This is a genomic window from Ureibacillus chungkukjangi, assembly GCF_003217295.1.
GTDB classification, from domain to species: domain Bacteria; phylum Bacillota; class Bacilli; order Bacillales_A; family Planococcaceae; genus Ureibacillus; species Ureibacillus chungkukjangi.
The window spans coordinates 1-11,778 of the sequence record NZ_QJTJ01000050.1; the positions used below are offsets into that span (position 1 = coordinate 1).

Sequence of the window (11,778 nt, forward strand, 5' to 3'; positions counted from 1 at the left end):
AAAACGCCAAAAATCCCTACTTTTATATTGAAAGCAGGGATTTTACTCTGTATCCAATTAAAAATTTTTAAATTAAAGCACTACACTACATTGAATAACAGAATTTTCTAGAGACACGGGATTTTTAATCAAACATATATAGATAATTTGAAAAAAGCATACTTGCACTTATGCAAGTATGCTTTGACTAGTTATACAAATATCAACCACAAAATAATCGTAAACACAATCGTTGTGACACCTTGTAATAGTGTCGCCATTGTTTGTGCTTTATAGGCTTGCGTTACTTCCATCCCGCTATATTGTGTAACAACCCAGAAGAAGCTGTCGTTTACGTGGGAAACAGTCATTGCACCAGCACCGATTGCCATTACGACTAAGGCTAATGGAAGTGCACCTTCTACGCCGGCTGTTACTAACATTGGCGCGACTAAAGTTGATGTGATGACAAGAGCCGTTGTTGATGAACCCTGTGCTGTTTTAAGAGCTGCTGCGATCAGGAATGGAACAAGTAAGAACAACGAACCTGTTGCTAATGCACCTAAATCCATTTGCTGAAGCAGGTCACCTACACCAGTTTCCTTAATTACTGTGCCAAATGATCCCCCGGCTGCAGTGATTAGTAAAATTGGCGCTGCATCCTTTAAGCTATCGCCAATCCAACCCGTTAATGTTTCTTCATTTAACTTCGGCAGTAATGGGAATGCTGCAAATACGCCTAAAAGTAATGCCACTACTGGACTACCTAAAAATCTAAAGAACATATTGACGCCAGACTCTGGGTCACCTACTAGAGATGCCACTGAACCAATACCGATTAGAATAATTGGCAATACGATAGGAAGAAACGCTTTAAATGTAGAAGGCATTTCACCAAAGGATTTGATTATTTCATCATAATCCATTGCTTCTTCCTGATCTAGAGGTACTTGAATTTTAGACGCTACCTTCACAGCCCATAAGTATCCGACAAATGCAGCTGGAATGGCTACGATTAACCCGACGATAATGACTGTTCCTAAATAATTGGATGCTCCAATATTACCAGCTGCCGCAATAGGACCTGGCGTTGGTGGTACTAAAACATGTGTTGCATATAAACCAGTTGCTAATGCAACACCCATAGAAGCTACTGTTACTTTTGCACGTTTTGCTAATGATTTCTGTAAGCTTGATAAAATAATAAATGCAGAATCACAGAATACTGGAATTGATACAATATATCCGATAATGGTCATTGCCAGCTGTGGACGTTTCGGCCCAACTACTCGAAGTACTACCTCTGCCATACGAAGAGCCGCTCCAGAACGCTCCAAAATTACCCCAATCATTGTACCGGCAACGATGACAATCCCGATACTTGTCATTAAGCTACCAAAACCGCCAGTTATATTAGATACAACATCTAACAACGGCATGCCTGATGCAATCCCTACGAAGAATGCGCTCAGAATCAATGCTAAAAACGGATGAAGCTTTAGCTTTGCAGTTGCAAATACAACGAATAATACCCCTAATAAAATAATCAAGAACAACATACCTTTTCCCCCTTAGTTAACTAATTTTTGAAACACTTCATAAGATTTTTGTGTTAAACTGCTCGCTGCTTCTGACATCGCTTTCTCAGTTGAAATCGAATCACTCGCTACGGAAAAAATATATTGGAAGTGCTCAGCTAATTGCTCTTTATCACTTTCTTCGATACAGCCTGAAAGTAGCACAGTCGGTATCCCGGATTCCCTTGTACATTCTAGAACTCCATAAGGCGCTTTTCCATGCAGCGTTTGCCTATCCGATTTCCCTTCCCCAGTGACAACAAAATCTGCCCCCTGAATTTTTTCGCCATACTTCATCACATCAAGAACAAGCTGAATTCCTTGTTGAAACGCTCCATTTAGGAAGGCGATTAAAGCGCCACCCATTCCCCCAGCAGCACCAGCTCCTTTATAGTCATGCAGACGAATTCCCTTTTCTTTCTCTACAACATCTGCAAAGTAAGTGAGCGCCTGGTCAAAGTACAAAACTTCACCCTCTTGAACGCCTTTTTGTGGGCCAAATATGGCGGATGCGCCCTTTTCACCCACTAATGGATTATCGACATCACAGGCAATTGAAATTTTGCTATCTGCTAATCTAGCATCCCAGTTCGTAAAATCTAGCCTTCTTATGTCAAATAAGCCATCAATGTTTTTTTGTACATCACGTCCATCTCGGTCCAGTAAACGAAGCCCTAGTGCTCGCAGCATTCCGACACCTGCATCGTTTGTGGCACTCCCCCCAATACAGATGATAAAATCTCGAAACCCTTGATCTAATGCATACTTAATCAATTGCCCAGTACCATAGCTTGAGGCTACACGAGGGTTCCGTTCATTGTTATGCAACAGCATAATCCCTGAAGCGGAAGCCATTTCAATGACACAAGTCGTCTGATTCCCCAGTACGCCAATGGAAGCTTCGATTTCTCGTCCTAATGGGTCTAGTACAGTTGTTTTCACATAGTGGCCATTCGTTGCTAACACTAGTGCGTCTACTGTTCCTTCTCCGCCATCAGCTACTGGCATCAGTATCGTTTCAACGTCTTCATTTACTTGTTTTACGCCTTTTTCTATTGCTTGTGCTGCTTCAAGTGCTGTTAACGTTCCTTTAAAAGAGTCTGGACTAATAATAACCTTCATCCTCTCGCTCCTTTCGTATAACCGATTATTTATATTGCATAAATACTTTTCTAGTAAAATTAGTTAAGCGCTTACAAATATTATACTGAGAATCTATGGAAATTTGCATTATGTTAGGTGTACAATATAACTGTATTAGTACAGTATCTTTTTTATACGGGGTGTATAAAATGTTATCTATCAAGCTAGCTGAGGAAATTGTCGATCAAACCATGTTAAGACTGCATCATAATATTAATGTTATAAGTCCAACCGGTGTTATTTTAGCTTCTGGAGATAAGGAACGAATTGATTTGATACATGAAGGTGCCATAGAGGTTGTGAGGATCGGCCAGCCACTTCTCATTGACGAAAAGCTCTCCAGTCAATTTCAAAATTGCAAGCCAGGCGTTAATATGCCGATTCGATATCATGACAAGGTTATTGGGGTCATTGGTATCACTGGTAACCCAAATGAATTGAGTGAAATAGCCAATTTAGTTCAATTGACAACAGAAATGATGGTCCATCAGGTACTAACAGAAAGCGAAAGTGAATGGCAACGAAAAAATGGCGACTTCATCTTTAAAGCCTTGATTGAGGATGAGCCGATGCACAGTACGATTATGGAACGAATACATAAGCTTCCCTTCCTATTGAAGGAGCCGTTTCAAATAATATTACTAAAGCAGGTGGGAAATCATTCATCGAACATTTTGGCCATCAACCTAGAAAATATCCTATATAAGCAACCTGTACTTTTTGGACAATTGGAGCTAAATGAATATTACATTTGCTTGTGTGGGGACGCTGTCAAACAACTGAGGGATATTTTAAATCAGCTGGCTAAGCTACGAAAAAAATTAGAGATTTATATGGGAATCGGTCCGATCGTAAATTCCTTAAGTGAGCTGAGCTATGGCTTTAATGGTTCCAAAACAGCACTTACCTTTTCACTAGAGTTCAAACAGGATACCTTTTTTGAGGAAATAGAGGTTTATACTTTGCTTAAGAATAAGAATGATCATGACGTTCAGAAATTCCAACAGAAGACTTTGTTGGGGCTAAGCGAGAAAATGCTGCATACCTTAGAAGCCTTTTTTGAAAGCGACCTTCAAATTAATATATGTGCAGATCGCCTACAAATTCACCGCCACACCCTTACTTATCGATTAAATAAAATACAGGAGCTCACTGGCTACCAGCCGCAAAATTTCAAGGATGCCTTTCTATTGAAATTAGCGTTAATGCTGAGTAAACAGCGATGAGTTTTGTTTTCGGAAAATTTCGAGAAGAGTAATTCCCCCTTTAACGGTTTTTGCGCTCTTTAAAGCTTCTATTATTTCCAGCTCCCTTTCCATTTGGAAACGGGGGCTTTTTCATTTACCGCAGTTTTATACTAGGTACAAAATATTTATTTCTCACTACAAAAAAATTCCTCCAGTCTGTTTTACATCAAGGTTACTTTACCTTCTCGGTCAATAACCATTACTTATGTCTCAGTTTATCTAATCCAATACTAAGGAATACCGATATTGTAAAGAATTAAATAGACTGGAGGAGATTTTATCGTGAATAAAAAACAACAACAGTTAGATCAATTTAAATCAGACGACAGTAATCAACCGCTTACTACCAATCAAGGGTTAAAGGTTTCGGAGGATGAGCATTCTTTAAAAGTTGGTTCCCGTGGACCGACTATTATGGAGGATTTCCACTTCCGTGAGAAAATGACGCATTTTGACCATGAGCGTATTCCTGAACGTGTCGTTCATGCTCGAGGAACTGCTGCACATGGTGTTTTCGAATGCTATGAGGATGCAAGTGATATTACGAAAGCCAAATTCTTATCAGAAAAAGGCAAGCAAACGCCTGTTTTCGTTCGTTTCTCAACAGTTGCAGGGTCTAGGGGTTCAGCAGAAACTGTGCGTGATGTACGAGGATTTGCAACAAAGTTTTATACAGATGAAGGAAATTACGACCTAGTCGGCAATAATATTCCTGTCTTCTTTATTCAGGATGCCATTAAATTCCCTGATTTCATCCACTCGGTAAAGCCAGAGCCTCATAACGAAATCCCTCAGGCTCAAAGTGCTCATGACACGTTCTGGGATTTTATCGCCAACAATCAGGAAAGTGCCCATATGATTATGTGGCATCTATCGGACCGTGCCATTCCTCGTAGCTTCCGAATGATGGAAGGCTTTGGTGTAAACACATATCGTTTCGTCAATGCAGAAGGACAAGCTCATTTTGTAAAATTCCACTGGAAGCCAAAATTAGGAGTCCACTCTCTAGTGTGGGACGAAGCACAAAAAATTGCCGGAAAAGATCCGGATTTCCACCGTCGTGACCTGTATGACAATATCGAGCAAGGGAATTTCCCTGAGTATGAATTAGGTGTTCAGCTGATTGCCCAAGAGGATGAATTCAAATTCGATTTTGATATTCTAGATCCAACAAAAATTTGGCCAGAAGAAGAAGTGCCAGTTCGTATTTTAGGGAAAATGACTTTAAATAATAACGTTAATAATTTCTTTGCTGAAACAGAACAGGTTGCCTTCCATGTAGGCCATGTTGTACCTGGTATTGATTTCTCAAATGACCCATTATTACAAGGACGTTTATTCTCATATACAGACACTCAATTGATTCGTCTAGGCGGACCAAACTTCCATGAGCTGCCGATTAATCGTCCTGTTTGCCCATTCCATAACAATCAACGTGACGGATATGGACGCCAAACGATAAATGTCGGCCCAGTAAGCTATCATAAAAATTCGATTCAGCAAAACACCCCTGCTCCTGTTCCACCAAGCGAAGGTGGCTACGAGCACTACCAAGAAAAAGTCGAGGGTATGAAGGTTCGTGCACGAAGTGAATCCTTCGAGGATCATTTCTCACAAGCCCGTATGTTCTGGCTAAGTATGACGGATATTGAAAAAGACCATATCCTAAAAGCCTTTAGCTTTGAGGTCGGAAAAGTCGCTCGTCGTGATATCCGTCAGCAGGTAGTTGAGATGTTTGCAAACGTAGATGTAGACCTTGCAACACAGCTCGCGATGAATGTCGGCGTACAGCCACCAAAAATCACTCAGCCTGTTGAGACAACTAAAACTTCTCCAGCAGTTAGCCAGTTTGTGAACCCTATCTTCTCAACTGAAACGAAAAAGGTTGCCATTATTGTCAATCAGAAAACTGAAAATCTAGGGGCAATCATCGATACATTAAAGGCTAAAAAAGTAGCGGTTGAATTAGTTAGTGATAAACAACAAGCAATCCTAAACTTTGATGTTGACCATACATTGGATACAGCTTCTCCTGTTCTTTATGACGGCATTATAGTAGCAGGAAAATTTGATGAACCAAAAGCTCAAAATAAGTTAAACCATTTTATCGAGGAAACGTATAACCATTACAAGCCTCTTGCCTTTTTAGTTGCACCTGATATGCAAAACCCAATAACAATCCCTGGTGATGAAGGCGTTGTGCAAACGGTGGAATCCTTCCTAGAGGCACTACGAATTGGTCGTCATTGGAATCGTGCAAAGGCAATTGGCTAATTAATAACAAAGTAAGCATTTGCATTAATCTTAGGAGGTTGTAGTTAAGCATGACAAATCAATCAAACAACGAACAATCTTATCCAACAATTCCGAACTATAAAAAAGTTACACAAACGCAAGAAGTGACGCTCTCCGTTCCAGAACAAACCCAGAATGCTCAGCCTGGTATTGAGGATTTGATGGAGCCTAAACCGATTATTGAAAATCCAAATTATCTCGGCAGCGGAAAACTAAAAGGAAAAGTTGCCCTCATCACTGGTGGGGATAGTGGGATTGGAGCAGCTACTGCTATTGCCTTCGCTAAAGAAGGTGCAAATGTGGCCATTTCCTACTTTGGTGCACAGGAGGAACCAGATGCTGAACGTACAAAGTCCAGAATTGAAGAGCTTGGCCAAAAATGTTTATTATTAGCTGGTGACTTAAGAGAAAAACAACAATGCTTTGATATCGTGACACAAACAGTAGAAAAATTCGGCCAGCTAGATATCCTGGTAAATCACGTAGGTGTACAGTTCGAGCAAAAGGACTTTTTAGATATCTCAGACGAACAATTCGACGAAACCTTTAAAGTCAATATCTATTCCCACTTCTATACAACTCGGGAAGCATTAAAGCATTTAAAATCGGGTAGCTCAATCATTAATACGGCTTCTGTTGTTGCCTTCGATGGAAACGACAAATTGATGGATTACACGATGACAAAGGCTGCCAATGTCGGGATGACACGTGCACTAGCCAAAAATTTAGTGAGCAAAGAGATTCGCGTCAATGCCGTCGCACCGGGGAAAGTGTGGACACCACTTATCCCAGCAAGCTTCTCTGCAGAAGAAGTGCCACAAGCTGGAAATCCTATGAATCGTCAAGGTCAGCCCTTTGAATTAGCGCCTGCATATGTATATCTCGCATCTGATGATTCTAACTATGTTACAGGGCAAATTATTCATGTAAATGGTGGGCAGATTTTCGCTTAACAACAATTTTAAAACCAGAACAGCTTCTCTTTGAAGTTGTTCTGGTTTTTTAATGTAGAAATCGCTATCCGAAATTCACTTTACGACATAAAAAAAGGAACCCTATTGAAAGGATTCCTCTAGTTTCGCTATTGTAAAATGTTAATTAAAAATTAAAGTTTTACGATGTTAGCAGCTTGTGGTCCACGTTGACCGTTTTCTACTTCAAACTCAACTCTTTGACCTTCGTCTAAAGATTTGAATCCGTCACCTTGGATTGCTGAGAAGTGAGCGAATACGTCAGATCCACCTTCAACCTCGATGAAACCGAAACCTTTTTCTGCGTTAAACCATTTTACTGTACCTTGTGTCATTTAAATGACCTCCATTAAATTAAATTATAAGCTATTCCGAAAAAAAATTCACCTATTACAAAAAGTAGCGAACAAACACGATTACTTCTTGTAATAGGTGAATTGATCTTGTCCATAGAGGACCTTATTAAATACAGTATATACCCTAAAAATGCATTTGTCAATTGCATAGTTACAAAGATAAAATAAACATTATTTCTTCTTATTAAATAAATATAAAGAGCAACCTATAGAAGTTGCTCTTCCCACGAGAATTTTAAAAAGGAATAATGCCCAACACAATACATACAACAATCATTACTACAGTTGAACCGAACGCCCACTTCAAGAAGATACGCTGGAATTTACCGAAATCTTCTCCTACCATTCCAACTAATAAATATGTCGATGGAACCAATGGACTTAATAGATGTACTGGTAGTCCTAACAGAGACGCTCTGCCAATTAAAGCGGGGTCGATCCCGTAAACGGCTCCTGCCTTAGCAAGTAAAGGAAGCACGCCATAGTAGAAGGCATCATTAGACATAAAGAATGTGAATGGTGCACTAAGTATAGCAGTGATTACAGCAAAATGTGATCCCATTGCCTCTGGAATATACTGAATTACTGAATTTGCCATAGCATCTACCATTGTAGTACCTGAAAGAATTCCAGTAAAAATCCCTGCTGCAAAAACCATTGAAACTACAGACAATGCGTTATCAGCATAATTTGCCACACGTTCCTTCTGATCTTTAATATTTGGATAGTTTACAGTAATAGCTATCGCAAATCCTAGCATAAACAACGCAACTGGTGGAAATAGCTCAGTAATTAATGCCACTAAAAGTGCAATTGTTAAGCAATAGTTAAAGATTATCAACTTCGGTCGTTTAAGGTAATCCGCCTCAACCGTAGCTGCCATTTGAGCCATCGCTTGAAAATCTACTTCGATAATTCCGATTCTTTTTCGTTCCTGTCGTCCAAGCATAAACGCCATAAAAATTACAAATAGAGCTCCACCAATCATGGCAGGAATCACTGGTGTGAAAACTTCGGACATTTCTAAATTTAAGGCAGTCATTACCCTTGCTGTAGGACCGCCCCAGGGTAAAAGATTCATAACACCTGAAGCCGAAACAGCAATCCCTGCTAAAAGAATCGGTTTCATGCCAATTCTTTTATAGAGTGGAAGCATGGCTGAAATCGTAATCATATAAGTTGTAGTACCATCACCATCTAAAGAAATCAAAAGGGCTAAAACCGCAGTACCCATTGCAATTTTTACCGGATCCCCTTTTACAACCTTAAGAATTGTCTTAATAATTGGGTCAAATACTCCTGCGTCAATTAAAGTGCCAAAATATAGAATAGCAAATAATATCATAATGCCAGTTGGAGCTACACTTTTAATACCCTCTAGCATCATCGGTCCAATTTCACTGCCAAATCCGCCAATGACCGCAAAAATGATCGGTATTATAATCAAAGCAATCATGGCTGAAAGACGACCTGACATGATTAAAATCATAAAAACAAGAATCATTAAAAATCCTAATAAAGCAAGCATACGTAAACCATCCCCCTAATTAGCAATCTAGTCTGTTTCCCCATACCTCAATATTAAAATAGAAATCGCATATTGTAAGCGATTGCAAAATAATGTAATTTAAGAACATTTCGAAAGTTATGTTCATTGTGTTCACGCTAAAGTTATTTATATTGGCTGAAAAAAAGTGGGTACTCAATAATTTTTTGAGTACCCACTAATAATCTTCAGTAAGATTTTATATCTGATTATACTTTATAATATCTTCTCTCCGGTCTACCCACCGCACCATAGACCACTTCAGCCTTGCATTCTTTTACTGTAATCAAATATTCAAGATAACGTCTTGCCGTTATTCTTGAAGCACCTATTTGTTCGCTTACTTGCTCCGCTGACAAGCCAGAGTCACTCGACTTTAGAACATTTGAAACTTTGACTAGCGTAATTTCGTCGATTCCTTTCGGCAAACTAGATTCCTTTGTGTCATACGAAGATGAAGTTGATTTTTTCAAGAGTTGATTGACAAAATCTTGATCTACTTCCTGCTTTGATTCGATAAGCTTAAACTTTTGAAGATACTCCTCAATTGTTTGATTAAACAGTTCCCTCTTAACTGGTTTGATTAAAAATTGCTCCACACCGTAATTGAGTGCATTTAGAAGAATTTCTTTATCCGTAGCAGCTGTAATCATAATAATATCGATATGAGGAAATTGCTTCCGAATAATTGGCAATAGTTCAGTACCTAGTTGGTCAGGCATGTACACATCCAATAAAAGTAGTTCCGGGTTGTGCTCCTTCAAGAATTCAATTGTATCTTTCCCATTTAACGCTTTCCCAACAACTTCGATTGATTTGAAATTCCCTAAGAATTTTTCATGAATCGCAGCTACACGAAAATCATCTTCTGCTATTACCGCTTTAATGTTCATCGTTCTTCCCCTCCTAAAGGTTTCTTAGGAAGATACACTGTAAATACAGTATTTTCTTTCCCATTTTGCACCTCTATGATGCCCCCTAGCTCATTTACTGTCCTGTTCGCATTTGAAAGCCCATACCCTCTAGGATTTTCGCCTTCTTTAGAAGTAAAGCCTCGCTCAAATAACAAAGGCATATCTTCATCCGAAATGCCGTTTCCATTGTCACTCACTTCAAAAATAATATCTTCTCCTAAATCCGTCGCAAAAAACTTGATGATTGGTAAATTTGTACCATAGACCGCCTCAAACGCATTATCAATGATATTCCCTAGAATAAGTGTTAGCTGAGAAAGATTGATATGTTCCGGAAGTTTGTCGATATAGCTCTGTGCTTCAACTTCAAATATAACCTTTTTCTCTGACGCCTTCCCTAATTTCCCTAATAGAATAACTTGAACTTTGGTATCCTTTATTTGTTTGAAGACGATTTGATTTTGGAATTCCAGTTCAGATGTCTCGCCTTGAATCATTTTGATGGCTTCCTCGTATTCACCCAACTGCAATAAGCCTGAGAGTGCATATAGTTTATTAGTAAATTCATGAGTCTGTGCACGTAGCTCTTCTGAGTAGGTTTTCATTTCGGATAATGTGTTAATCATCTGTTCGATTTCAGTCTTTTCACGGAAGGAAGCAACAACACCTGTAACATTTTTTTCATCTAGAATTGGTGTACAGCTTACAATAATCGTTTTTTTCTTCCATGTCATTTCTTTGTCAAACTGTGGTTCACCTGTTTTCAACACTTCGTATAATGGACTTGATGGAAATAATCCATCGATTTTCGTATGACGAACAGAACCACTTATGCCTAGCAGACTTTTAGCACGTTGATTCATAGATGCTATCATGCCTTTACTATCAACAGATAAAATTCCTTCTTGCACCGAATGTAATACGGCATTTTTTTCTTTATATAGATTGGCAATTTCATATGGCTCCAACCCCAAAGTATCTTTCCTTATACTTTTTGAAAGTAGATAACTGCCTATAATGGATGCTACCAAGGCTATTAGAGAAATAACCAGCTCTTTAGATATAATCTTAAATACCTGCTTTTCAATGTCTTCAACTAAATACCCCACTGAAACGACACCAATAATGTCGCCATTCTCATCAAAAATTGGAGACTTCCCTCTCATGGAAAGCCCTAGTGAACCGCGAGCTTCGGATATATAATATTCACCATCTTCTATAGCTCTTTTACTATCCCCACCAATCATCCTTTTCCCGATTTCAGATTCATTTGGATGGGAATATCTTATACCTTCTCTATTTCCGACAACGATAAATTCAGCCCCTGTTTTCTGCCGAATTTCCTCAACAATGGGCTGAATGCTAGCAGAAGGTTCCTCCAATTCAAAGGCGTCGATGATAGAAGGCATGAGTGATATCGCTTTAGATAACTCTAAAGCTAAGCGACCACGTTCCTCCACGATTTGCTTGCCATTCATATATGTATAATACGATGTTAACAAAAGAATTAGTAAGAAGCTTAGAGATAGCGTAAGCCCCAGAATCTTTGTATGTAATGATACTTTTACCATAGTAGCAACCTTCTTATATTCGTTTCCTTTTATTCTATCGATATATAAATATTGTATCAATAAAAATAAAAGCACCTTCTACAATAAAGTGTACCCTTTGTAAAGGACATTTTGAAAAAGAGCCTAGGCAACTTGTTGAAGCTGCTGTCTGTATTTTGCAGGCGGCAGCTTTTTTAAAT

At 39.0% G+C, this 11,778-nt stretch carries 9 protein-coding genes; 3 read left to right on the forward strand and 6 right to left on the reverse strand.

Annotated features, from left to right (window positions below; genetic code table 11):
* Window positions 1-191: 191 nt before the first annotated feature.
* Both BJ095_RS18180 and BJ095_RS18185 read right to left on the reverse strand, forming a co-directional pair.
* Window positions 192-1,538 (reverse strand): GntP family permease, encoded by a 1,347-nt coding sequence (locus BJ095_RS18180; protein WP_107937813.1) that lies wholly within the window; start codon window positions 1,536-1,538, stop codon window positions 192-194.
* A 12-nt stretch (window positions 1,539-1,550) separates the two neighbouring features.
* Window positions 1,551-2,678, reverse strand: coding sequence for a glycerate kinase (locus BJ095_RS18185; protein ID WP_107937812.1), 1,128 nt, complete (start codon window positions 2,676-2,678; stop codon window positions 1,551-1,553).
* Between the two features lie 170 nt (window positions 2,679-2,848).
* Here BJ095_RS18185 and BJ095_RS18190 point away from each other — a divergent pair, with 170 nt between their 5' ends.
* The 3 genes from BJ095_RS18190 (at window position 2,849) to BJ095_RS18200 (ending at window position 7,194) form a co-directional block, all read left to right on the forward strand.
* Entirely contained in the window at window positions 2,849-3,925 is a 1,077-nt protein-coding gene (locus tag BJ095_RS18190; protein ID WP_107937811.1) for a CdaR family transcriptional regulator, read from the forward strand.
* A 300-nt stretch (window positions 3,926-4,225) separates the two neighbouring features.
* Complete coding sequence (locus tag BJ095_RS18195) at window positions 4,226-6,220, forward strand: catalase (protein ID WP_107937810.1); 1,995 nt, start codon at window positions 4,226-4,228, stop codon at window positions 6,218-6,220.
* A gap of 50 nt (window positions 6,221-6,270) precedes the next feature.
* Complete coding sequence (locus BJ095_RS18200) at window positions 6,271-7,194, forward strand: SDR family oxidoreductase (protein WP_107937809.1); 924 nt, start codon at window positions 6,271-6,273, stop codon at window positions 7,192-7,194.
* 152 nt (window positions 7,195-7,346) lie between these two features.
* Here the strand turns inward: BJ095_RS18200 and BJ095_RS18205 are convergent, their stop codons facing one another.
* The 4 genes from BJ095_RS18205 to BJ095_RS18220 form a co-directional block, all read right to left on the reverse strand.
* The gene (locus BJ095_RS18205; RefSeq protein ID WP_107937808.1) at window positions 7,347-7,547 is read right to left on the reverse strand and encodes a cold-shock protein; all 201 of its coding nucleotides are present in this window, start codon (window positions 7,545-7,547) and stop codon (window positions 7,347-7,349) included.
* 256 nt (window positions 7,548-7,803) lie between these two features.
* Window positions 7,804-9,096, reverse strand: coding sequence for a CitMHS family transporter (locus BJ095_RS18210; RefSeq protein ID WP_107937807.1), 1,293 nt, complete (start codon window positions 9,094-9,096; stop codon window positions 7,804-7,806).
* 227 nt (window positions 9,097-9,323) lie between these two features.
* The gene (locus BJ095_RS18215; protein WP_107937806.1) at window positions 9,324-10,007 is read right to left on the reverse strand and encodes a response regulator; all 684 of its coding nucleotides are present in this window, start codon (window positions 10,005-10,007) and stop codon (window positions 9,324-9,326) included.
* The gene (locus BJ095_RS18220) at window positions 10,004-11,599 is read right to left on the reverse strand and encodes an ATP-binding protein (RefSeq protein ID WP_107937805.1); all 1,596 of its coding nucleotides are present in this window, start codon (window positions 11,597-11,599) and stop codon (window positions 10,004-10,006) included. Before BJ095_RS18220 ends, BJ095_RS18215 begins: the two co-directional genes overlap by 4 nt.
* Window positions 11,600-11,778 lie beyond the last annotated feature (179 nt).

Excerpts from the sequence above, each read along its gene's own strand:
- BJ095_RS18210 (WP_107937807.1), bottom strand. The coding sequence starts at position 9,096 with ATGCTTGCTTTATTAGGATTTTTAATGATTCTTGTTTTTATGATTTTA.
- BJ095_RS18180 (WP_107937813.1), bottom strand. The coding sequence starts at position 1,538 with ATGTTGTTCTTGATTATTTTATTAGGGGTATTATTCGTTGTATTTGCA.
- BJ095_RS18220 (WP_107937805.1), bottom strand. The coding sequence starts at position 11,599 with ATGGTAAAAGTATCATTACATACAAAGATTCTGGGGCTTACGCTATCT.
- BJ095_RS18190 (WP_107937811.1), top strand. The coding sequence starts at position 2,849 with ATGTTATCTATCAAGCTAGCTGAGGAAATTGTCGATCAAACCATGTTA.
- BJ095_RS18205 (WP_107937808.1), bottom strand. The coding sequence starts at position 7,547 with ATGACACAAGGTACAGTAAAATGGTTTAACGCAGAAAAAGGTTTCGGT.
- BJ095_RS18200 (WP_107937809.1), top strand. The coding sequence starts at position 6,271 with ATGACAAATCAATCAAACAACGAACAATCTTATCCAACAATTCCGAAC.
- BJ095_RS18185 (WP_107937812.1), bottom strand. The coding sequence starts at position 2,678 with ATGAAGGTTATTATTAGTCCAGACTCTTTTAAAGGAACGTTAACAGCA.
- BJ095_RS18215 (WP_107937806.1), bottom strand. The coding sequence starts at position 10,007 with ATGAACATTAAAGCGGTAATAGCAGAAGATGATTTTCGTGTAGCTGCG.